Source organism: Dendronalium phyllosphericum CENA369, assembly GCF_016056275.1.
Classification (GTDB): domain Bacteria; phylum Cyanobacteriota; class Cyanobacteriia; order Cyanobacteriales; family Nostocaceae; genus Dendronalium; species Dendronalium phyllosphericum.
The window spans coordinates 1-23469 of the sequence record NZ_JAECZA010000074.1 but is presented as its reverse complement, the minus strand read 5'-3'; the positions used below and the strand labels follow the sequence as shown (position 1 = coordinate 23469).

23 protein-coding genes and 2 pseudogenes are annotated in these 23469 nt (G+C 40.7%); 11 read left to right on the top strand and 14 right to left on the bottom strand.

The features are described from left to right. From I8752_RS15960 to I8752_RS15945, 4 genes and pseudogenes are all read left to right on the top strand, one after another. Nucleotides 1-366: pseudogene (locus I8752_RS15960) on the top strand (IS1634 family transposase); the annotation flags it as partial. 198 nt (nucleotides 367-564) lie between these two features. Then, entirely contained in the window at nucleotides 565-1737 is a 1173-nt protein-coding gene (locus I8752_RS15955) for a hypothetical protein (RefSeq protein WP_214433295.1), read from the top strand. A 94-nt stretch (nucleotides 1738-1831) separates the two neighbouring features. Beyond that, nucleotides 1832-2041: pseudogene (locus I8752_RS15950) on the top strand (type II toxin-antitoxin system HicB family antitoxin); the annotation flags it as partial. After that, entirely contained in the window at nucleotides 2038-2247 is a 210-nt protein-coding gene (locus tag I8752_RS15945; RefSeq protein WP_214433293.1) for a type II toxin-antitoxin system HicA family toxin, read from the top strand. The pseudogene I8752_RS15950 and the gene I8752_RS15945, both read left to right, overlap by 4 nt. Nucleotides 2248-2289: 42 nt before the next feature. On the opposite strand, the gene I8752_RS15940 is transcribed toward I8752_RS15945, so the two are convergent. Continuing rightward, entirely contained in the window at nucleotides 2290-2718 is a 429-nt protein-coding gene (locus I8752_RS15940; protein ID WP_214433292.1) for a response regulator, read from the bottom strand. A 254-nt stretch (nucleotides 2719-2972) separates the two neighbouring features. Between I8752_RS15940 and I8752_RS15935 the strand changes: the two genes are divergently transcribed. The 3 genes from I8752_RS15935 (at nucleotide 2973) to I8752_RS15925 (ending at nucleotide 7524) form a co-directional block, all read left to right on the top strand. Then, complete coding sequence (locus I8752_RS15935; RefSeq protein WP_214433291.1) at nucleotides 2973-3650, top strand: response regulator transcription factor; 678 nt, start codon at nucleotides 2973-2975, stop codon at nucleotides 3648-3650. A 331-nt stretch (nucleotides 3651-3981) separates the two neighbouring features. Beyond that, complete coding sequence (locus I8752_RS15930; protein ID WP_225895688.1) at nucleotides 3982-6630, top strand: PAS domain S-box protein; 2649 nt, start codon at nucleotides 3982-3984, stop codon at nucleotides 6628-6630. Between the two features lie 102 nt (nucleotides 6631-6732). Beyond that, nucleotides 6733-7524 carry a tryptophan-rich sensory protein gene (locus tag I8752_RS15925; protein ID WP_214433290.1) on the top strand — a complete coding sequence of 264 codons (792 nt, stop codon included), beginning with the start codon at nucleotides 6733-6735 and terminating at the stop codon, nucleotides 7522-7524. Between the two features lie 108 nt (nucleotides 7525-7632). On the opposite strand, the gene I8752_RS15920 is transcribed toward I8752_RS15925, so the two are convergent. The 6 genes from I8752_RS15920 to I8752_RS15895 all read right to left on the bottom strand — a co-directional run bounded on the left by I8752_RS15920 (nucleotide 7633) and on the right by I8752_RS15895 (nucleotide 15430). Then, complete coding sequence (locus tag I8752_RS15920) at nucleotides 7633-8742, bottom strand: histidine decarboxylase (protein ID WP_214433289.1); 1110 nt, start codon at nucleotides 8740-8742, stop codon at nucleotides 7633-7635. A gap of 464 nt (nucleotides 8743-9206) precedes the next feature. Further along, nucleotides 9207-11450, bottom strand: a complete 2244-nt coding sequence (locus I8752_RS15915) for a CHASE2 domain-containing protein (protein WP_225895687.1) — start codon at nucleotides 11448-11450, stop codon at nucleotides 9207-9209. 64 nt (nucleotides 11451-11514) lie between these two features. Next, nucleotides 11515-12279, bottom strand: a complete 765-nt coding sequence (locus I8752_RS15910) for a DUF928 domain-containing protein (protein ID WP_214433288.1) — start codon at nucleotides 12277-12279, stop codon at nucleotides 11515-11517. Nucleotides 12280-12457: 178 nt separating this feature from the next. Beyond that, nucleotides 12458-13351: a TauD/TfdA dioxygenase family protein gene (locus I8752_RS15905; RefSeq protein WP_214433287.1), complete on the bottom strand. Its 894-nt coding sequence runs from the start codon at nucleotides 13349-13351 to the stop codon at nucleotides 12458-12460. A 185-nt stretch (nucleotides 13352-13536) separates the two neighbouring features. Next, nucleotides 13537-14154 carry an NUDIX hydrolase gene (locus tag I8752_RS15900; protein ID WP_214433286.1) on the bottom strand — a complete coding sequence of 206 codons (618 nt, stop codon included), beginning with the start codon at nucleotides 14152-14154 and terminating at the stop codon, nucleotides 13537-13539. Nucleotides 14155-14227: 73 nt separating this feature from the next. Continuing rightward, nucleotides 14228-15430, bottom strand: coding sequence for a phosphoglycerate kinase (locus tag I8752_RS15895; RefSeq protein WP_214433285.1), 1203 nt, complete (start codon nucleotides 15428-15430; stop codon nucleotides 14228-14230). A gap of 90 nt (nucleotides 15431-15520) precedes the next feature. Between I8752_RS15895 and I8752_RS15890 the strand changes: the two genes are divergently transcribed. Next, nucleotides 15521-15928, top strand: coding sequence for a universal stress protein (locus tag I8752_RS15890; protein ID WP_214433284.1), 408 nt, complete (start codon nucleotides 15521-15523; stop codon nucleotides 15926-15928). Between the two features lie 21 nt (nucleotides 15929-15949). On the opposite strand, the gene I8752_RS15885 is transcribed toward I8752_RS15890, so the two are convergent. Then, on the bottom strand, nucleotides 15950-16240 hold the full coding sequence (locus I8752_RS15885) for a hypothetical protein (RefSeq protein ID WP_214433283.1): 291 nt from the start codon (nucleotides 16238-16240) through the stop codon (nucleotides 15950-15952). Between the two features lie 572 nt (nucleotides 16241-16812). Here I8752_RS15885 and I8752_RS15880 point away from each other — a divergent pair. After that, nucleotides 16813-16986, top strand: coding sequence for a DUF6888 family protein (locus I8752_RS15880; RefSeq protein ID WP_225895685.1), 174 nt, complete (start codon nucleotides 16813-16815; stop codon nucleotides 16984-16986). Beyond that, a complete protein-coding gene (locus I8752_RS15875) occupies nucleotides 16986-17195 on the top strand; it encodes a DUF6887 family protein (protein WP_214433282.1) in 210 nt (69 codons plus the stop codon). Before I8752_RS15880 ends, I8752_RS15875 begins: the two co-directional genes overlap by 1 nt. Nucleotides 17196-17597: 402 nt before the next feature. On the opposite strand, the gene I8752_RS37360 is transcribed toward I8752_RS15875, so the two are convergent. From I8752_RS37360 to thyD, 5 genes are all read right to left on the bottom strand, one after another. After that, nucleotides 17598-17747: a DUF5615 family PIN-like protein gene (locus I8752_RS37360; protein ID WP_225895684.1), complete on the bottom strand. Its 150-nt coding sequence runs from the start codon at nucleotides 17745-17747 to the stop codon at nucleotides 17598-17600. Continuing rightward, nucleotides 17740-18051 carry a DUF433 domain-containing protein gene (locus I8752_RS15865; RefSeq protein ID WP_214433281.1) on the bottom strand — a complete coding sequence of 104 codons (312 nt, stop codon included), beginning with the start codon at nucleotides 18049-18051 and terminating at the stop codon, nucleotides 17740-17742. Before I8752_RS15865 ends, I8752_RS37360 begins: the two co-directional genes overlap by 8 nt. Before the next feature lie 296 nt (nucleotides 18052-18347). After that, entirely contained in the window at nucleotides 18348-18914 is a 567-nt protein-coding gene (ssuE, locus tag I8752_RS15860; protein WP_214433280.1) for an NADPH-dependent FMN reductase, read from the bottom strand. A gap of 56 nt (nucleotides 18915-18970) precedes the next feature. Next, nucleotides 18971-20131, bottom strand: coding sequence for an FMNH2-dependent alkanesulfonate monooxygenase (ssuD, locus tag I8752_RS15855; protein ID WP_214433279.1), 1161 nt, complete (start codon nucleotides 20129-20131; stop codon nucleotides 18971-18973). A gap of 599 nt (nucleotides 20132-20730) precedes the next feature. Beyond that, on the bottom strand, nucleotides 20731-21651 hold the full coding sequence (thyD, locus tag I8752_RS15850) for a thylakoid membrane protein ThyD (protein WP_214433278.1): 921 nt from the start codon (nucleotides 21649-21651) through the stop codon (nucleotides 20731-20733). A 430-nt stretch (nucleotides 21652-22081) separates the two neighbouring features. Between thyD and I8752_RS15845 the strand changes: the two genes are divergently transcribed. Further along, nucleotides 22082-22429, top strand: a complete 348-nt coding sequence (locus I8752_RS15845; protein WP_214433277.1) for a hypothetical protein — start codon at nucleotides 22082-22084, stop codon at nucleotides 22427-22429. Between the two features lie 130 nt (nucleotides 22430-22559). On the opposite strand, the gene I8752_RS15840 is transcribed toward I8752_RS15845, so the two are convergent. Further along, on the bottom strand, nucleotides 22560-23066 hold the full coding sequence (locus I8752_RS15840; protein ID WP_214433276.1) for an FHA domain-containing protein: 507 nt from the start codon (nucleotides 23064-23066) through the stop codon (nucleotides 22560-22562). Between the last annotated feature and the right edge of the window lie 403 nt (nucleotides 23067-23469).

Sequence of the window (23469 nt, the reverse complement as noted above, 5' to 3'; positions counted from 1 at the left end):
GCCCAACAATCATGTGAGAGAGGATTTGCTTTTCTCAAAGACCCTTTATTCTTGACAGACAGCATATTTATCAAATCACCGGAGCGCATTGAAGCATTATCTATGATTATGGGTTTATGTTTGTTGGTTTATACTTTAGGTCAAAGACGGTTACGTGAAAGTTTATTAGCTCAAAATCAAAAACTAAAAAACCAATTAGGTAAACTTACATACCGCCCCACTCTCAGATGGATGTTTCAATGTTTCCAAGGTATTCATTTATTAATTATTAATGGTGTTTCACAAATCTCAAACCTCTCTGATGAAAGATTATGGATATTACAATTCTTCCCTAATGCTTGTCGTCGCTACTATTTATTAGTTTGATTGTCATTTCACTCCAGCTTTCCTTTTATCAACTTTTTTGAGTTACTCACTCTATTTTCAGTAACTCTACTTTTTTATGCAGTATTTTTTATAACCATCCATTTTTTTCTCAACTTCAGCTTGATTTTTGACTTTCCATACCTTATTACTTTGGTTTTTTATTAAAAACTAGCGGACATATTCCCTATCATTTCTTTTGTGGCACTTTCAGGTGCGGAATGTAGGTTTATCAAACAAACTAGGCACTACAACATCTATCCAATTTATCTTCCTCAGTACATGCTAGAGGAACAGCAACATCCCATAACTAATCAGTTGATTGAATTAGTTGAAGAAGCGTATGAATACCTGACAGCATGTGAGGAAAGTGAAGTTGAAAATTTATTTAACTGTATGCCATCTGGCTTCAAAATGTTTGTTAGTAGCAGAATAGAGAATGAGAGGCAGCGCAAGAGGTTTGCTCTTTACTATGTATGTTCAGAAGTTGAGCGTAGCTATTTCTCATTCAAAGGAGCAATTAACCAAAACTTGGAAGAAAGTGCAGTTTTAAAGCTTTATCCTGAATTATCCGAAAAGTTCGATCGGGATGGCTTACTTCATATAAATTCTGATTTTATTTTATTTAATGGTGGAATTCAGTATAAAAATCATATTTTGCATTATCACCAACTTTTAAGAAGAGGATATACATCCAATCCAAATTTTGATTTTATAGAACTATTTGCTGAATATCGTTCCCAGACCAAAAATAGAAATGAGTTTCGGATTGCAATAGATCACCGCCGGATCATGCCGAAAGAATTTTATGCCCAAGTAGCAGAAATGGATGGATGGCGTGGTCTACCTTTTGATTTAAATAAATTGGATGATCCAAACTATATTGGATTAACTGTTATTGAGCGAAATAAGAACTCATTGTTTGAGCGAACTTGTAGCCTTGACCGCACTGAATTTCACTGGAGTTACCGTGATAGGATAAAAACATTTGAGATTGAGGAAATTTCAGACGACAGGTACACTTTTGATTGTTATTATTTTAACCGCTATATACATAGCGAGCGTGATACACAAGTAAAAGCATTTCGTCATCTTGATGGAGCAGTCAAAGTATATGTTAAAGATAATTACCAACAGCGAAAGAACTCATTAATGCCGAAGGAGTTTAGAAGCCATCGTAAAGTTAAACTGTGGCGTATTGATGGAGATATAGCTCTGAATATTTGGAGTGAGCTTATCTCATACTTTTTCAAATCCAACGAGATGATTATTAGATATTTTGATCCTGAAAAATTTGAGCAGATATTTGATCTGAGAGTTCGTGACTTTGAGGCATGGAAACTTGTCCAAGAACAAGATGCGGATGACACCTAAAAATTCCAGTACAATAGACGGAACTTAAGTTCAAGCAACCATACTTAAAAGCAAACAGTATGGTTGTTAGTATGTTCTCAAAAACTACCTCAACAAGTGTATGAAAATCAAAGCAATCATTCATTCAGCAGAAGAAGGCGGCTATTGGGCAGAGGTTCCCGCACTTCCCGGTTGTATTACTGAAGGTGACACGATGGAAGAGGTGATGGCTAATTTAAAGGACGCTATTGAAGGTTGGCTGGAAGTTGCCAACAATCGTAATGCAGTTAAGTCAACGGATCGAGTTGTCGAAATCGCTGTATGAAATCGATTTCTGGCAGGCAACTTTGTAAGATTGTCGAGCAAAAAGGTTGGGTTTTGCGAAGAATTACTGGCAGCCATCATATTTATGAAAAACCTGAACAAGAACAAATCCTGTCAATTCCTGTTCGCCGCAATCAAGATTTGAAAGTTGGAACCTTGAAAGCGTTAATGAAAATAGCCCAGCTATCTGAAGAAGATTTACTTTAATTTGTGATTTTGAATCTGCGATCGCGGCGATGATTTGGGATTTTACTTAGACTCTAAAATTATTTTAATCATTGATAATAGTACATTTGGAGCACAAGGCTTTTGGAGCACTCCATCTACTATTACTTCACAGTTATTTTTGACATCTGCTTCATCAGATGCTGTAACCAATAAAATAGGAAAATATCCTAAATCCGGGTCATGGCGAATGCGACGAGCAACTTCGTATCCGTCCATTGCTGGCATCATTACATCCAGTATCAGCAGATCGGGAACCTTGGATTTAATTTTGGCAAGTGCTGCCACTCCATTAGTCACTATCTCAACTTGATATCCTGCTATTTCTAGATAAATTTTAAATAAAATGCAGTTTTCTACAATATCATCACAAATAAGAATGTATTTTGAATTGCTATTTTTTTGTGTTGATATATCTATATTAGAGTGTATATAACAGTCAGAATTATACATAAATATGATTACAAATTAGTAAATTTACGCGTCTGTCAGATTCTTTGGATAATTAGGATAAAACTCTTGATACAAGCGATCGCAAACCCATACACAATAGAAATTACATCCCAAAAGTAAGGAAATCGCTCAGAAAATTGTAAAGAAATCGGAAAGAAGCTACGATATCTCAAAATTGTTACTTTTTGCAATATTTTCTCAATCAGAGTTGGCAAATTGTTTTAAACATACTTTTATAGTTAAAAAAAATAGCTATGCGAATTCTCTTGGTTGAAGATGATGTCCGCCTTGCTGAAACTTTGGCAGAAGCTCTCACAGACCAGCGTTATATAGTTGATGTGGTGACAGACGGTGAAGCCGGATGGAATCAAGCCAAAATCTTGGATTATGATTTGCTGTTGCTGGATGTGATGTTGCCAGAACTTGATGGAATTAGTTTATGTCATCGGTTGCGATCGCACAGCTACAGTATGCCTGTTCTGATGCTGACTGCCCGCGACACAGTTAGCGATAAAATCACCGGACTCGATGCAGGCGCAGATGATTACGTCGTTAAACCAGTGGATTTGCAAGAACTATTTGCCCGAATTCGCGCCTTGTTGCGTCGGGGAAATGTTTCATCGCCACCAATCTTAGAATGGGGGAATTTACATCTCAACCCTAGTACCTATGAAGTAAGTTATGGGCCAAATATGTTACATTTAACTCCAAAAGAGTACGGTATATTAGAGTTATTGCTGCGGAATGGTCGTCGTGTCCTGAGCCGCAGCGTCATTATTGAACATATTTGGTCGCTAGACTCTCCTCCTGAAGAACATGCTGTCAAAGTTCATTTAAGAAGTCTGCGTCAAAAGTTGAAAGCATCTGGAGCTTGTGAAGATTTTATTGAAACAGTTCACGGTATCGGCTACCGTCTCAAACAAATTGATTGAAGAAGAATGCAGAATTCAGCAATCTTGAATGTGGGAGATTAGAACCCGTCACTGTCACAAAAAAGTTGAGCCACTGCGTACCCGCCATATCATATCCACCTAAATAGTTACGATAAGAGTGACACGGAGATGGGGAGACGCGGAGAGAAGTTGCGTGCGGGGGTTCCCCCCGTTGAGCAAACTTCGGGGGACGCGGAGAATTTTTAATTGTAAGTGATTTACCGGACATGATATTACTAGCTCACCAAATTTTCAATTTGGTGTAGTGTTTCACCAAATTTATTACTAGCGATCGCCCAGAAAAAACTATTCAATTAGATATCTGATTACTATGCTGATACTAATTTTTAGTATTATCGATCTTGTTCCTATGGGTAGTGTTTTTGGCATTTTTGCCCTAGGTGCAGTTTGCTATTTTCTCTATCAAGAGGTGACTAGACGACATTGTACAGAAGTGATGCTGCGGCAACAAACTGAGCGGGAGCGACTAGTGAACCAGATTGCTCAACATATTCGTGAATCTTTGGATTTAGAGGAAGTGCTTGCTACCACTGTTGCGGAAGTTCGGGAGTTTCTCCAAGCAGATAGGGTATTAATTTATCGCCTCTGGGAAGATGGTACAGGTAGTGCAATTACAGAAACAGTTTTACCTGAGTATACAAAAATTTTGGGAGAAACCTTTCCAGAAGAAGTGTTTCCTAAACAGTATCATCAAGCATATTCATTGGGAAAAACTCGCGCGATCGCTAGCGTTGACCAAGCAGATGTCGAACCATGTTTGGCAGATTTTGTTAAACAGTTCGGTATCAAAGCAAAGTTGGTAGTACCGATTTTACAAGACTATCGGCAAGTGGATCGGCAAAGGGATAGCGAAACGCCTCCTTATACACCTTATCTTTGGGGTTTATTGATTGCCCATCAGTGTAGTTCCCCTCGGAAATGGAAATCTTGGGAAGTTGAGTTAATGAAACAACTAGCCACCCAAGTAGCTATTGCCATCCAACAGTCAGAACTTTACAAACAGCTACAAAAACTCAACGCAGAGTTAGAACTTCGCGTCCAAAAACGTACTCAAGAGTTAGCTAAAGCTAATACCTCCCTACGAGCAGAAATTGCTGAACGTCAGCGCACTCAAGCAGCACTACAAGCTCTAATTAACGCCTCTCCTCGTGCTATCTTCACCCTTGATTTAGAAAGCAATATTAAAATTTGGAACCCTGCTGCTGAACGCATATTTGGCTGGATAGAGGCGGAGGTGGTCGATCGCCCTAACCCGATTTTTCTAGACGAGCAATTGCAGGAGTATAATACCCTCCAACAAAGCATTTTACAAGGAACAACATATACCACAGTAGAATTGCGAAGTCACAAAAAAGATGGCATTCCTATCGACATCATCTTTTCTGCTGCTCCATTGCACGATAATGAGAATCAGATTAACGGCATAGTGGCAGTGATTGCTGACATCACACAACAAAAGCGGCAAGAAGAACAGGTACGACTGCTGCAATCTGTAGTTGTGAATACAAATGATGCTGTAGTAATCACTGAAGCAGAACCAGTTGGCCAGCCAGGGCCATATATTATTTATGTGAACGAAGCATTTACCCGAATTACTGGTTACAGTCTAGAGGAAGTTTTAGGTAAAACGCCCCGTATCCTGCAAGGAGCAAAGACGAGTCGGGTTGAACTAGATAAAGTCTGGGCAGCCCTTTCTCATTGGGAACCAGTCACCGTTCAACTAATCAACTACCGCAAAGACGGCTCGGAATTTTGGAATGAATTTAGTATTGTACCCGTAGCTGATAAAACTGGCTGGTATAGTCACTGGATATCAGTACAACGTGACATTACCGAACGCAAGCAAGCCGAACAAGCGTTACGTCAAAGTGAAGAACGCTTCCGTTCGTTGATTGAAAATGCATTAGATATCGTAAAAATTCTGGATGTAGATGGTTCAATTTGCTACGAAAGTCCTTCAGTCGAAAAAGTTTTGGGTTATCCAGCAGCAGAACTAATCGGCAAAAACTTCTTGAACTACATTCACCCAGAGGATTTTGCTAATACTTACTCTAGCTTTACTCATGCCATCAAAAGTTCAGAAGTTACTGCTCCTATAGAGTTTCGTTGTCGGCACAAAGATGGCTCGTGGCGAATAGTGGAAGCTATTAGTCAGAAATTTTTAGACAATACAGCAGACACTAGAATTATGGTTAACTGCCGTGATATCACAGAACGTAAGCGATTAGATGAGATTCGCATAGCATTAGAGCGAGAGAGAGAACTCAGCGCCCTGAAAACACGTTTTTTCTCAATGGCATCTCACGAATTTCGCACGCCTTTGAGTACTGCTTTAGCGGCAGCTCAATTGCTAGAGAACTGCCAAGATGAATGGGATAACTCTTCTAAGCGATTGAGGAACTTGCAGCGGATTCAACTTTCTGTAAAAAATATGGTTCAGATGCTAGACGACATTTTGACTATTAATCGAGCCGAAACCGGAAAGTTAGAATTTAATCCTAAAATGCTGGATTTAGAAGCATTTTGTGGTGCTTTTGTGGAAGAAATACAACTGAGTACAGGTGAGACGCACACACTATCGTTTATTTGCCAAGGAAAAGCTGTTCTGACCAGTTTAGATGAAAGGCTGTTGCGATCGCTTCTATCTAATTTGCTATTGAATGCTATCAAATATTCTCCTCTAGGAGGGAATGTTCGTTTGGCTCTGGAGTTTAAATCAGACACAGTGATTCTCCAGGTTCAGGATTGGGGTATTGGAATTCCGCTAGAAGATCGAAAGCAGCTTTTTGAGCCTTTTCATCGTGGCAAGAATGTCAGAAGTATTCCTGGTACGGGATTGGGATTAGTCGTTGTCAAAAAATGTGTAGACTTACACCAGGGCAGTATTAGTATCTTTAGTGAAGTAGAAATAGGTACAACTTGTACGGTTACACTGCCATTAGGGAAATCCAAAAAATAAGCTATTCCGCTTAAAGTTGTTGACTGTTCGCAGTTAACAGTCAACCGTCAACAATAAATAACAAATGTCGCTAGAGTGAAGATATATATCGTTTCACTTCCTATGCAGCAATCTACATCTGGCAAAAACTGGGATTTTCTCCGCCAGTTGGTTACTTTATTTGCCATTGTCGGCGCTTTTATTGTCAATATCGCATCAAATATTTTTCCACTCAATGGACTCAGCATAGGAGAAATTTCCAATACTTTGTTCAAAAATGTTCTGATTATCCCTGCTAACTATGCCTTCAGCATTTGGGGACTGATTTACCTAGGATTATTCGCGTTTGGTATCTATCAGTTTCTACCTAACCAAAAACACGATTTAGATTTACGCAAGACAGGATATCTATTGGTAATTGCCTGTGTTGCCCAAAGCATCTGGGTGTATCTCTTCCTCTCCAGACTTTTTGGACTTTCTATAATTGCAATGCTCCTAATTCTACTGCCTCTAATTGGTATTTATCTGCGATTAGGAATTGGACGCACGCAAGTATCTCGTTCTAAGAAATGGAGCATTCATTTTCCCATTAGCATTTATCTAGGCTGGATTAGCGTCGCAACTATTGTTAACATAGCGTGTGCGTTGTATTTTCAGGGATGGAATGGATGGGGTATCTCTGCTCAAATCTGGACTGTCATCATGTTATTTGCAGCTTTCTTAATAGCAGCAATTATTGGCATCCAACGTCAGGACATTGCTTATATAGGAGTAATAGTGTGGGCACTGATTGCGATCGCAATTAAGCACTGGAACAATTCTTTGTTAAGAAATGTAGCGTTGGTTTTGGCAATTATTCTGACTGCGATCGCCACAATTAAAAGTTTACCCACACATTCAGCTCGTATTAGTTAAGTTCATCAACTGATAGGCTAATACCACGCGCAACTAGCTACAGCGCGATTGATTCAACTAAGCTGCTATTGTACTCATTAAATCTAGTTCTTGTAAAAATCGATTCAACTAAGCTGCTATTGTACTCATTAAATCTAGTTCTTGTAAAAGTTGTTTCAATATTGATTCGTGATGATTTTGCATCACTACAATATGAGCAATGTTACCATAACAAGCTAGTTGCCAGCGTTTCTCTATTGACTTTTCTGGACGCTCAAATACAACCGTAGTCGAAAAAGGATTGAGAAGTGCAAAATGTCCTAATTCTGCGATTTTATTTTGGAAATATTCTGCTAACTTGCGACAGTGTAATACTTCTGCTTTAAACAGATTTTTTCGCTGCTGAATAGCATCCCAGAGAATGACAGGTGTTAATCCATTTCTACTACCTGTTATTGTTGTATCTGTTGAACCGAGATATTCAATATCAAAGGATTGTACTTTTTGCTTGCGAGCTAGCACTACTCCACAAGGAACTGGAGAACCGATAAATTTATGACCGCTAACTGCTATAGAGCCAATTGGATATTGAGAGAAATCTAAAGGCGTGGCCCCTTCCATATAGGGAACGAGCATTCCTCCTAAAGCTCCATCTACATGAATGTGAAATTGACTTATATTTAGCTCGGCAAGGATATCTACTACTTTACTGATATCATCTACTGCACCTGTAATTGTAGTCCCTACATTGACATTAATAATTGCGGGTTGATTTCGGTTCTTCGCCAAAGCTTGACGCAATGATGAATAATCTATTTCGCCATGAATCTGACTTTTTACCTCGACAAATGGAATGCGAAACATCCTGGCAGCTTTAACAATCGAATAGTGACAATCAGCCGAACCATAAAGAATTCCATCTGGATATAACTCACGTCCGAGCAAAATCCCATAAAGGTTTCCTTCTGTGCCGCAAGATGTTACATAACCCCAAGTATCATCTTTTTCTAAATGATAAAGCCCTGCAAAAAAACTAATTACCTCTCGTTCAAAATCCTTAGCGTTGATTCCATAATTACCTTCTACATAGGCATCACCTAAATTATTGAGTGTGTATTGTAAAAGCGGTAGTATGTGCTGATAATCAAATGCGAGGTTATAAGGATAGCCAGCATGAAGCTTTGAACGACTTTGAAGGCGCTGTAACAGCGCATCAATCGACAAATTGAAATTAGACATATCTCTATAACCTTCTACTAAATCTATGTTGCCTAAGAATTTTTAGCTTGCTCTTTAAATTCTAAAATAAGTTCTTTTGCAAGTGATGTAAAGCATTACTTACGTACTTTACGGTATTTTGAAATAAACCCAGATTTTTCTAAAAAAATTGTTAAGTGAATAAAATATCAAAAGTTATTTATTGATAAATTAATTATAAAATTATGGTTATTTTGTAAAGATGTGTTATTGAGCCGTTCTCTATCGAGTCTGTTTAAAAGTATTCTCAATAATTTTGCTTTTTTTGAAATTAAAGGCTGTGAGTATAACTCAAAAATACTCAAAAGCTAACCGTTTGTTATTGATGAGTTTTAGTTGTTTGCTCAAAACTAATATTTCGACAAAACAATCTGTAAAATTCGGAATTTTAAGTAGATTTACTATTGATTAATTTAGATTAAATGAAATTTTATCAATTTGTCGAATTAAGCAGTCTGACGTAAAGCATTGAGTGCTGCGATCGCTTTGGGAGGAATGGCTGTAAAACGAATCAGAAAAATAGATTCATCAACTTTTTTGATGACCTTGGCATAGAGAATTTCTTCTCCTATGGGTAGTTCTGGTTCAATTAATAATTTCAGCTTGAGATTACTGAGCAGTTCTAATGAATGCAGCGATGTCTGATGACAAGATGCTGGGCATCTACGCAGTTGTGCCCTTTTTTCGGAAAGGCTAATCAATTCCCCTCGGAATACTGTTCCCTCTGCGTGTTTACCTTGCAAAACCGTATACTCTACAGACACTTCTTGATTCAGGCTAATCAGCACTTCATCGTCTTGGGGCAAGAACAAGTTATATTTACCACCAATGCCACAAATTTCGTAAATTGTTACCGGGTCTTTAATTCCCTTTGGTTCTATTTGTTGTTTTCCAGCAATTTTGAGGTCAATATTAGCATCTTTGGAGGTATTTTCCGAAATTAAAATTTGCCCTCCAACGCTGTAGGATTCAATACGGGCAGCTAAATTCACGTGACTGCCAATGACCGTATACTGAGCGCGTTTTTGAGAACCAATATTTCCTGCTACGACCTCGCCTGTATTAATGCCAATTCCCATTTCCAGAATTGGTAGGTTCATTTGCTGATTTTTTTCATTCACCTGCTGCATTGCCAATTGCATAGCCATAGCACAAGCGATCGCTCTTTGAGAATCATCTTGGCGATTTATCGGCGCACCAAACATTACAAAGATGCCATCACCCATAAACTCATTAATCGTACCTTTGTATTGATTAATCACCTCTGTCATTGCTCCCAAATAAAGATTGAGAATCGTCACTACTTTTTCTGGGGGCAATTGTTCGGAAATCGCAGAAAATCCTCTTAAATCAGACACAAGTACTGTAACTTTCCGGCGTTCTCCGCCAAGCTTAAATCCAGAAGAAGTTTCCAAGATATTGCTCAGGACTTCATCTGTGAGATAGCGCCCAATAGTTTTTCGCATTTGGGCAGCACTTTGGGCAATATATTGAGTGACAGCGATCGCAGATCCAGCAAATGCCAAAATTGAGGGGACAACGGGAATCCACCAACCAGCAAGAAATGCCAGAAAGCTACCACCAACTAAACCACCACCCGCCAAAAAAACACTGACAACCATCATCTTTTGGTTGCTGTTGTGGCGTTGTAGCCAACACAAACTAGCACCAATAATCGACCAACTCAAAATCGCCAACCATTCTAGCGGTTCCGACAAAGTTTTAATTTGCTGACGACCATCTATAGCTGCACTCAAAATTTGACTAGTTAAATTAGCATGGATTGTCACACCTGCCATGCGTTCCGGGTCAGTCAGAACATTACTGCTATAAGGCGTATAGAATAAATCCTTTAAACTTTCAGCAGTTGCCCCAATTAACACCACCTTACCTCGCATTAAGTCTGGGGGAATGCTGTTTTGTTGCACTTTTGTCAAAGAGACTTTTGTAAACTGCTGAATTCTGCCTCGATAGTTCAAAATTACTTGATAGCTTCCTGCATCTGCTCGGACGTAACCGCCATCATTCGCTTCAAAAGTAGGGAAAACACCTCGACCTAACTGCAAGTAATTGGGGTTGTTGGCTGCTGGTTTCTCGGTAATTCCTTGAGCTTTTAAGTACAACAACGCCAGTTTTAGCCCAAAACTTTCCAGAATCTCATCGTTTTTTAAATTGAGGTATAGCAATCCTCGGCGAATTTTGCCATCACCATCTAAAGGTAAATCGTTTGCCCCAATTTGATGGCGCGCTTTGAGTATTGGAGATGCATCAACTGAAGAACTATCGAAAGTATCAGAGATTTTTTGGACTCCAATCAAATTGGGTGTAGACTCAAACACCTTGACTAAAGCTTGATGGCCGGGATTTACTGGGAGATCGCGGTACAGATCCAAACCGATCGCACGCGGTTGCTGCTGCTTAATCTTCTCTAATACACTGGCAAGTGCCGCATCCGACATCGGCCACTGGCCTTGCTTGCGGATATCTGCTTCGTTAATCTCAACTATGACAATGCGCGTCTCAATCGGCTCTGGTGGACGCAAGAGAAAAAACTGATCCAGCATTGCCAATTCTAATAATTGCAGCAATCCCGTCAAGCGGAGTGCGATCGTCAGAACTGTAACATTGGGAACAGCCATCAGAACGCCCCGCCATTGCCAGATTTGCGGTTTTAGCTTTGCCCACATCATATTGTAGAGACACGATTAATCGCGTCTGTAGCAAGAAACGTCGCTCTCCCTTGCTTGCTCATTTTTATTTCTGTGCTTTGCAGCAATCGAGTAATGGCTCTGGGGCGATCGCACTCAATCCTACAGATGTGAAAAGTTGTTTCCAATCCAGCCGAGTTTTTAAATTATTCGGCTCAGAACGGCGTAGCTGCACCAGAGTAATCAGTGCTTCATGCCAAATTCCAGCTTCTGCATAGAGAGTTGGCTGCTTCCGTAAATCTGCTTTTGCTAGCGCCTGCGACAAAGATAATTCTGGTTGAGTGCGTTCCACCCAGCCATCTACACTGGGGTTTTCGCTCTCGTCTTCAGAATTGCAAACAATTGTGAAATACCAGTAATAAGTTTTACCTACTGCTAGTGGAGGCGCACTTTCAGGAAGTGTAAAGCTCATAATTCCAGGATTACGCGGAAGTGGCAAAGTTGTTTGATACAACGATTTCCGCTCTTTACGATCTAAGATGATAAACTTGGCAGTTTTAACCTCAGATGTAGGCACATACCAAAAAAAAGTGGGATGTTTAGCGAAGGTAAGTCCTAATTTATTTGCAGGTATTAAAGCGGTTAGTGACTTATTTCCCGTTAGACAAGAAGAACCACGGGTTGAACCTCCAGAACTTGCAGGAGGATCTCCCCGCTTCGGCGGTTTAAATGCTTGACTAATTTGCCAAGTTTTTTCTGTGCGGTGCGAATGAGCCTGAACTTGTACTGTTGATGCAGAAAGCGGCACAAGATTCAAACACAAAGGCAAGGAAAAGACTGCAAAATATAGGGACGGCTGAATCCATTTCATGTTGATGTAGCAGTGCCTTGGTATTAGATGTAGCAGAACTGATAAATTTTCACTTATGAGCTTGCTGCAATTGCAAACTTCTTGGCGATTAAAAGTCAGTTAACTAAATCCAGTGTTCCCAAAAGCAGGCTAAGATTTTGCAATCAACTAAAAACTCTAGATTTTCTTCGACTAAAAATTACTTTTGAATTGATTGATTGTCCACGACCCCTAAACGCAGTGCAATTCGCTGATGCTGCGTTGCATCGTAGGGTACACCTCTATGCATTACTTGTGAGTTGTCCCAAAAAACAATATCTCCTGGATACCAAACATGGGAGAAGACTGGCGTGCGGTCTATAACTGTCTGAAATAAATCTTTCCAGAAATGTTTTGCTTCTTCTGGTCTATCTTCCATCCCAACAGGAATTGCTGTGTCCGAACCGAGGTATAGTCCCTTTTTGCCAGTGACTTGGTGAGTAGACACAATTGGATGCACTTTCATCGGTACATCAGTCGCCACATCAGCAGACTTAGAGAATATTGGTGGCAAGTGATACATTGACATTTGCTCTAGCTGCTGCTGACGTTGAGGATCTAAATTGTTATAGGCTTCTACCATGTCGAGGAATTCAGTAGTGTGGGGTTGTCCGTGTATATCTTCCCCAGGCATTTCCACTCCGTAAAGCATCACAACATACAAGGCATTCATCTCTAGCCCTTCTATGCGTGGGATGCGATCTTTATCGTGATGCCATTCCCAAGCATATTTTTCTATTGGTTCCTGGTCGAGTCCCTTAGGATTACCCAAAATATTCACATATTGGCTTTGGAGGTCTGGACTGATATCGGGATCTAACGGCTTGGAAGGGCCGCCAAACATCAAATTACCAAAGGTTTGTCTGGCAAATTCTTCCAACTCTTGGGCGCTGAGGTGTTGCTGTCTGACTACAATAACGCCATGTTCCCAAAGTGATGTTTTTAATTCATGTATCTGTATGTCTGTAAGACAGGTAAGATTGCAACCTTGCAGGACTTCAATTCCCAGTCTTGGATGGTGTTGGATTGATTTTTGTTGAATAATGGAAGTCATTTACACACAATTAGTTTTATAGCAAAGAGGTATACTAAATCAGTGTAGATATGAAACTAGTTTAGTAGTATCTTACTTCAGAATGATGGCAAGTCTAAATATGTCACTTGAGTAATATTACCAGTTTAACTTTAGTGTCACAGTTGACTTATAACTAGATATGTGAAATAGCAAACACGCGATTTTTAATCAAAGTCTGTTGGGAAATCTGGATTGTAGTAATGTTGAAAAAGCCGGGTGATTTGTGCGGGTGTCACACGTGTTAGAGAAAGTTCTGGTAACGCATTTTCACAGAAAAAACCCACTTCCTCGGTTTCAATACTTGATAAAGGAGAACCGCCGATAAGTTCGCACTGAAAAAATAGTTTATAGACATAAAACGGAAACGGCGGGTGTCCTTGTTTATTTCTGTCATAAACTGCTAGTAGTTTGATCGGGCGTGTTTGATAGCCGGATTCTTCAAAAACTTCTTTGACGACTACCTCGCTGGGCGACTCGCCAACATCAGCCCATCCACCAGGTAAAGTCCAGTAACCGTCAGATCGTTCTTTAACTAACAAAATAGTATTGTTGCGAAACACCGCACCGCGGACATCGACTTTTGGAGTTGCATATCCTATTTCACGGGCAAATAAATCAAGGATATAGCTGTGTTCGACGTTGGCGTAAGTTGCCATAATTTCTGCTGCGATCGCCCGCAATTGTTTGTAGCGTTCGATATCAAAAGGCCCTTCAGAATACGTCAGACCATTTTGGGCGATCGCTTGTAGCTTTTGCGCCCATTCTAACCATTTGGGTTCCACAACAATTAATTAAAAATTAAAAATTGAGACAGGTAAAAGGATGAAACTTTAGTCTTCATCCTTCACCCTTGAATTATGCTTCGTCTAAAGCTGCGATACCGGGTAGTACCTTGCCTTCAAGTAACTCCAAGCTAGCGCCGCCGCCGGTGGAGATGTGGCTCATTTGGTCGGCTAAACCGACTTTTTCCACAGCTGCCACAGAGTCACCGCCACCGATGATTGTGGTTGTACCAGTTTTGCCGATTTCGGCCAGAGTACGAGCGATCGCTTCCGTACCTACGGCAAATTTATCAAACTCAAACACACCCATCGGCCCGTTCCAAATCACTGTTTTGCAATCAGCAAGCGCTTCTTGGAACACTTTTACAGAGTCCGGGCCAATATCTAAACCCATACCATCATCAGGGATATTCTCGATGCTGACGGTTGTTGCATTGGCATCGGGGGCAAATTTATCTGCTACTACCACATCTGTGGGTAGCAAGAAGGTAACACCGCGTTCCTTAGCCTTAGCTTCTAAAGACTTCGCCAGTTCTAGCTTGTCTTCTTCCACCAGAGACTTACCGACATTCAAACCACGGGCTTTATAGAATGTGAAAATCATCCCACCACCGATAATCAGTTTGTCGCACTTTTCCAACAGCGTTTCAATCACGCCGATTTTACTGGAGACTTTAGAACCGCCAATAATCGCCGCTAGAGGATGTTGGGGATTTTCAATTGCGTTTTGCAGATACTCCAATTCCTTTTCAACCAAATATCCAGCCACAGAAGGACTCAGAAATTCAGTCACACCTTCAGTAGAAGCGTGGGCGCGGTGTGCAGTACCAAAAGCGTCATTCACGAAAAAATCAGCATTTGCTGCTAATTTTTTGGCAAATTCTTTGTCGTTTTTTTCTTCTTCTTTGTAAAAACGGACATTTTCTAATAGCAGCACTTGGCCATTTTGTAACGCTCCCACTTTAGCAGCGACTTCATCGCCAATAGAGTCATCAGTTTTAATGACTTCTTGCCCCAACAACTCAGAGAGGCGTTTAGCAACCGGAGTTAGACGCAATTTGTCATCCACACCCTTGGGACGACCAAAATGGCTTGCTAGAATTACCTTAGCTCCCTTCTGCGTTAAATCTTGGATGGTTGGCAAAGCCGCGCGAATCCGAGTATCGTCAGTGATGTTACCTTGGTCATCCAAAGGTACATTAAAGTCAACTCGCACTAAAGCGCGTTTACCAGATATATCGCCAGCAGATAAATTTGCTAAAGTTTTTTTGGACACAGCCAAACCCTCCTGATTGCCTTTTTGTTATTGTTTTGAAAGTAGAACCATCAAGATTTTACCGGAGTCAGGGGTGCGGAGGTGAGAGAGATGTTCAAGACAGTGTTATTTCCAATCGATCAAAGCCGGGAAGCGCGGGAAGCTGCTGATGTAGTTACCAACGTTGTCCAAAAGTATGGTAGCCGCTTGGTGCTGCTATCTGTTGTAGAAGAACCAACACAAGATGCACCTAGTGGAGATCCGATGGTGTCACCGGAGGTAGTTGCCAAACTGCTGGAAAATGCCCGAACCCTATTTTCTGGGCAAGGTATTCAAGCTGAAGTCTTAGAGAAGCAGGGTAAACCAGCATTTACTATCTGTGATGTCGCCGATGAAATCGGGGCAGATTTAATCATCATGGGCTGTCGGGGACTAGGGTTAACTGAAGAGGGAGCAACTGATAGTGTTACTACCCGCGTGATTAACCTTTCTCCTTGTCCAGTGTTAATTGTGCCTTAGTAGTGCTGAGAAACCACTAGGTTACGGTGAATTGAACGTGGCGGGAGGGTTTCTCTCCAAAGCCGATTGTGGGGGAACCACTGCTTTGGGTGGGTTCCCAAACTTGTAGCAAGTGGCGGTGGGCATCTTGCCCACCCGACCTATGCAAGTTAAATGTAGAACAGCTACTTCTGCCTTAATATTTGGTTGAAAAGGAATTACAGTATCTGCAATGGCTTTTGCTACAAAACGATCGCGATCGTGAGTGCGATAATTACTGATATAAGTTAGCAAACAGATAAGTTGAGCAAGCGATCTGTCGTTTACTCGCACAAAACATTAAAATGAGTGCGCGATCTACCGAAATGAGAAAGCAATTAGACATTTTGAGTAAGCATTTAGGCATTTTACTTGCGGAAAACACCAAAATGAGAAAGCAATCAGACATTTTGAGTAAGCAATATGTCTTTTTGCTTACTAAATCAACTCGATCTATTTTCCAGATGCAGCAAGCAGTTATGGCGATCGCGAAAATTTAAAATTCAAACTGGCTGCGATCGCTGTTTTATTATGGGATGGTAGCTAAATCCTTATGCTACCGAGTTAGGTAAAACCATGATGTTAAAATAATGGTTTAAGCTGCATTTAATCCAGTGCGCTCGAAGATAACAGCCATGCCACAATCCAAATATCTATGCAGAGAAATTGCTCGATCTGTTTACCTAAAAGTGCGATAGATTATAGTGCTACCATTATGAACATTTTTATACAAGCGATCGCCTACAACTGCTGATAAATGCAAGATTGGGTAAGACTAGCTTTTCTATATTCTGAGAAGTTGTTTTATATTTTCCCTTTACTTGTTACTCTGATTCAGAGCTATGTGGTTATGAGGTATACGAATCTTGCCAACTGCTGAACAAGGCATCAGGTGTGTCATACTATGTCAAGCTTTGACTAATACATTTACCCCTATTTTCATTGTCCGCCTTGATGAGCAAACAGGTAATGTGTTTATTTTAGCAGGCGATAACATAGAAATAGAAATCTATCGCAATGGTCTTTGGAGGTTCTTGTGATGAAGCCTGACTTTAGTAGCATGACAAAAACTGAGTTAAGAGCTTTCGTCATTGCTCACCCCGACAATAAAGCAGCATTTCGTGCTTTTGTTGACCGTTTTACTTCTGAAGCTTCTCCAGAGACTTTTGACATCCCAAAATCGAATGTTGAGATTGAGGAAGTTGAAATTTTAATTAGACAGAAGTTAGAACAACTAAAGATGACCTGACGACATTGTTTAGGGATACAGTCATCAAATAAAAGATAGTCTACAGATTATTTTGTTGCTGATTTTTAGTAAAAGATGTCGTGCGTTGCGCTGCATGACAATACACGCTACTACTAAGAATTTGATACCATTAACAAACTAAGCGATCGCCTACAACCAAACTTAAGCGATCGCAAAACCAGCAGATTATGCAAGCCTTTCGGTGCTGCTTTAATTTCACACGAACTCGACACGTCCCACCATCTCTTCAGGTGTCATTACCTCATAAATCAAAACCAAGGTTTGAATTATTTCACCAATTGAACGAGTTCCTTTCTTGCAGTAAGTAATACCAGGATGGTCGAGCTTAGAACTTGCAATAATCAAAAAATCTGCATCTTGGGTAAACAGTACTCGCTGTGTTTACTGAATAAACGCTAACTGGACTTCATCGCTTTGAGTGCGTAATTCCACATCATTGGTTGTTGTGACATCAATTCCATAACGGCGCAAGCCAAGGGCAATTGCAGGATCGACATTTTCATCCAGATGAAAGCGAATTCGTTCACTCATTCCTCAACTGTCTGAGTTTTTCTTGAAGACGCGAGGGATGATTTTGCTTCAGTACTTCAACTAACTCATCCTCTTGTGCTGTGCGGCGATCGATCTCGTCTCGGCGATCAAAATAATAAGCCATTGCTGCATAAACAGATGCCAATGAAAGGTCATACTTACCAGCAATCTCTACTAAGGAATATCCTAGCTTTAAATGCATCACCGCCACATCTTCTACAGCAATGCGAGTACCGACAATGCAGGGCTTCCCACTCCGCACATCAGAAGCGATTTCGATATGCTCCCGACTGACTGATTGCATTGGTGAATTTTCCCAGTCTCTTCTACTATTTAATAATATACAGTTATCCTGGCTGACAAAGTTATATACAGAATCGGACTGGCAGAATGCTTGCTTGAGCAATTTATGCCATCTCTATTGAGTAGGGATTTTTATACAAAGCGATCGCAGCTTTCTCTAAATCTTTAATGATGTTTCAAAATAAAATATCAGATGGGTAGAAATTTCCCATCTGATACTAGAGACGGAGGTATAAACTTGCTTACTTAGCTCGACTTTATGCAATTAAGCCGCATAAAGAGCAATATCTTTCAAGCTTAATTGGCATGAGCTAACTGTTGAGATTCAACAGCATAATACTTCACAGCTTTGACAAGTTCTTTGAGAACTTCTTTAAGTCTTTGGTCGATTTCCTCATCAAGCTGTACGCTATTATCGTTTTGCCATTGAATTTGTTTATCTACTGCATAAATAGTGCTGAGAATATGCCGCGCTCCTAACTCAAATAAAACAGGTTTTAAAGCATATTCAATTGCTAACAAATGAGCTATTGTCCCACCAGTGGCGATTGGTAGTACGACTTTTCCTGACAATGCTTTCTGCGGTAGTAAATCCAAAAATGCCTTGAGTACGCCAGTATAAGCCGCTTTATAGATTGGTGTAGAAATAATTACAGCATCTGCTTTTGCCAGTAAGGCTTTTGGCTGTTCTAATGCCGAACTATCATACCGTCCAAAAACTAAATCTTCAGCAGGCAAATCGCGAACTGAAATAATGTCTACATGCAAACCTTCTTGTCCTAAAAGCTTGGCACTATATTCCAAAATACCGTAGGTTCTGGAAGGATGAGATGGACTACCAGCGATCGCCAGAATATGAGTCATGCAATTAAACTCCAATTACTATAAGGGGAAAACTATGAATTGCTCTTTGCTTCACACTAAGATACAGGTGTAGCTTGTTGTTTTGACTGCTGCTTGGGAAAATCTTCATTAGCAACAATCTCGCCAAATGGACTTAAGACATGTTGTTTTTCAACTGTCGGCAGATTCTCTAAAGGCAAATGAGGAAATAAAAGTTCTGCTACTCGATAAGCTTCCTCTAGGTGAGGATAGCCAGAGAGAATAAAGGTTTCAATACCCAAATTTGCATATTCCAACATCCTGGCTGCTACTGTTTGTGGGTCGCCTACTATGGCTGTTCCTGCACCGCCTCTGACTAAACCAACGCCAGCCCAGAGGTTTGGGCTAATCTCTAACGCTTGGCGATCGCCTTTATGTAATTGCGTCATCCGGCGTTGGCCTTCTGAATCCATACGCGCATAAGCATTTTGAGCTTTGGCGATCGCTGCGTCATCGACATAGCGAATCAATTGATTGGCTGCATCCCAAGCTTCGCTTTCAGTTTCCCGCACAATTACATGTAGGCGAATGCCAAACCGCAAAGTCCTTCCTTCTGCCTCTGCAAGTCTGCGAACCGAGGCAATTTTTTCGGCTACTTGCGCTGGTGGTTCGCCCCAAGTTAGATAAATATCTACGTGCTTGGCAGCAATCTTTTGAGCAACATCAGAGGAACCGCCAAACCACAAGGGTGGATATGGCTGCTGAACGGGAGGAAACAGCAAGTTACCATCTTTAATGTCTAGATATTTGCCTTTGAGATTAGCTACTTGACCGCTAGCGATCGCCCGCCAGACTGTCAAAAATTCATCTGTTAATTCATAGCGTTGGTCGTGACTCAGGTGCAAGCCATCTCCTGCTAATTCTACGGGGTCGCCACCTGTAACTACGTTAATCAGCAAACGTCCGCCAGAGATGCGATCGAAGGTTGCTGCCATCCGTGCTGCTACTGCGGGCGATACCAGTCCGGGACGTATCGCCACCAGAAAGCGCATCTGTTTCGTCAGTGATACGAGGCTTGATGCCACAATCCACGCATCTTCACAAGAACGCCCTGTAGGTAATAATGCTCCCGTATATCCCAGGTCATCCACTGCTTGGGCAATTTGTCGGAAGTATGCAAAGCTAACCGCCCGTCCGCCTGTTGCAGTTCCAAGATAGCGCCCGTCGCCATGAGTAGGGATGAACCATAGTAGCTGCATGAGTCCTGTCCTTTTAAAATACGGTATATCGATAGAATTACCGTTATTTGTATAGTTTAAGAGTATTACACATTCCCTTGAGGTAAGCAAGGGATTTTCTAAATAACTACGGTAATCCTATCCAATTAATGTATATTAAATTTTGAAGAGTATAGCTTTTTGTTTTCAAAGGGGAAAAGCAAGGGACTTCCAGCTTTTAATTTGTAGCATTGTTTTGGAAAATGCTATTCAAATATTATCTTTGAAAAAATTTTGTGTTAAATAGTACAAGCTAGCTTCATACTAAGCCATTTCTCTAGATAGACGCTGAAACCAAATAGATAAAGATAGATTTTAACTATTCACTGTTTCATACCTTAAAAGCTCCTAAATATCATTTTTGGGAGCTTTTATAAATTTAAAACTATCCTTAATCGGGATAGTTTTACCAATTTCAATAATCTTTGCGACACATGAATTGTTTGTAGGAGCGTTCTCAAGAGCCTTCTCGTAGAGTACGGCCATTCGTCCCTACCAATATAAGCTTATGGAGCATTTCATCTTTCCCCTACACCCTACACCCCACACCCTGTTTTAGTCATAGCTCTTAACGATTGACTTTACTTAAGAATTTGTTTGAGTGCTGGTTGTAAATTAGGATATTGATACTCAAAGCCTGTTTCCAACGTGCGTTTGGGTAGGACTTGTTGACCTTCTAAGACAACAATTGCCCCATCTCCCAAGAGGGCTTCTAGAGCAAAAGCAGGCACAGGCAACCAAGAAGGACGACTCATTACTTGTCCCATAGTTTGGCTTAAATCCGCCATACGAACGGGGTTAGGAGCAGTGGCATTATATACGCCTTCTATTTCTGGTTTAGTTAAAGCTTGTACAATTAAGTTAACTAAGTCGTCTACATGAATCCAGGAAAACCATTGCCGACCACTGCCAATGGGCCCGCCTGCGAAGAGTTTAAAGGGTGTAATCATTTTGCCCAAAGCACCGCCCAAACCCAAGATAATACCGAAACGCAGAATTACTAGCCGTACACCAGCATCTTTTACTTTTCTGGCTTCTGCTTCCCAAGCTTGGCAGACTTGGGCGAGAAAATCGTTACCAGATGGACTTGTTTCATCAAAGGTAGCGGTTTCACTAGTACCGTAATAGCCAATAGCTGAAGCATTGACTAAGACAGTTGGCTTGGGATTAGCCTTAGCTATTGCTTCAACTATTTTCTGTGTACCTAGCTGACGACTATTGAGAATTTCTTGCTTGTGTTCTGGTGTCCAGCGTTTCTCGGCGATGGGTTCTCCTGCTAGGTTAACTACAGCATCACAACCAGCAAACGCATCTTGCCAAGAACCGGATACATTTGGTGTATAGGTAACAATTTCTACATTCCCAAAAGCTTCAGGTGGAAAAACCTTTTGAGCAAAAGTGGTATTACGGGTTAACACCAGTACGCTATTACCTTGCTTGTGGAGTCGTTCTACCAAACGACTACCTACAAATCCTGTTGCTCCAGTAATTGCAATTTTCATAATGCACCTCCACCAAACCCTTATTTTAAAGTTTTTTATCAAACTTTCAACAGCATTTTTAACTAGTCGCGGCAAGGATTCCCCCACCACACCTTTATGTTGGTGGCTCTAGGAATGCCGCTTTGGTACTGGGTACTGGGTACTGAGAAATTGTGACAAAATTTGGGAGGGGTTAAAGCAGAATTCCACAATATGAGCGTTTGATAACCCAATTCCCAGTCCCTAATCCCCAGTCCCTTTTACTTGGCGATCGCGTATCAATGTTAGTTGGGCGCATCATCTGGCAAATATCCCACACCAAATATGCCAATACCCGATATCCAGTCTCCGACCTAGTTTAGTTCGCGAACTTAATGAAACTATAATGAGTTGACGTTTAGATGCTTCGGTATTATACGATGGACGGAGTGTTGCAAGGCGTGGGGGTATTATGGCTCGCTATACCTGTTCATTTATTCTTTCTATTCCTATTGAGCATCTCCAGCCATTGCTTGTAGACCTTCTACAAGATTGTGATTTGGAAATCAAATACTACACAACCGATTACATTATGGCTCGTGAGATTCCCGGTAATATTTCTTTCTCAAAGATGGTGACAGCAGAAGTTTTGATTGATAAATCAACAGCTACTGAAACCGAAACTCGGATGAGTATCGTAATTAAAAATGAGGAACTGCCACTTCAACTTGATAACCACTGCCGACAAACGTTTGACTTCATCAAGCAGGCAATTGAACGCAGCCGCCATTGGCATTTGATTGAAAGCATTGCTGGATAATGATTATTTCTGCTTGCAGTCAAAATGCTAGTGCTGCTGTGGCTAGCTTTCGGCAAAGCTAGCTTTGGCAACATCTCGTATTTTAAAGTCAGCAAGCCAATGGTTAGAAACTAGCGCAATTGGCATATTTTTAATCTTCTATATCTTCATCTTCAGTCATGCCAGGATTAATGAGTGTAATGTCATACTCGCTGGAATCAGTTTGTCCCGATCGCTGAACATTTCTTAACAAATAATAAATGGCACGAACTTGAGGCCCAAAAACGATTTCATCTTCATTTCTCAAATCGTGGGCTGGCATTTTGCGTCCATTAATCATCATTCCATTGGCACTAGGCTTACCTTTAGCATCACCATCTACAATCCGGTAATAATAGCTATGACTATTATTTTCTCGTGGCAATCTTACTAACGTAGCATGACGACGGGAAACAAACTGAGACACTAAACGAATATTGCACTCGCGATCTCTACCGATAGAGTAGAGAGGGTTTTCTAAAGAAAATTCCTTGCGACCTTGATCGTCTTCAATAATCAGTAGATGGCTTTCGTTTGTTTCTGCTGGCATCGATCTATCGTTACTAAAATTAGTTAGAGTTTGATGAATTAAGAGTTCTTTGGTATCTTTTCCTGCCATTCTCGCGCGTTGTAGTTGATGGTACTAATTAGAATGAGCGTTAAAATTGTATGTTGATTGCAAGACTAGAACAGCCATGTTCTACTCTCCGATTACTGTTCCTGTTGCAAGAGTTTCAACAGGGTTTGTAAGATGCATAACACTACTCTTTATGATTGATGTTTATCAAAAATCAGCTAAATTTTCCTGATTTTTCGAGATTTTATTTGCGTATTCTTCGCGTCTACGTAGTTCAAAATAATTTTTAAACTGCGTAGGCGCAAAGAACTCGTAGAAAATAGTTTTTTCTCAACATACACTTTAACAGGGTAATGCGTAACACCTAACTATCGATTTAGTTTAACCTGAGATGGGAAAAAGCTATAAGGCAAGAGGGGGAGCAGGGGGAGCAGGGGAAGTAGGG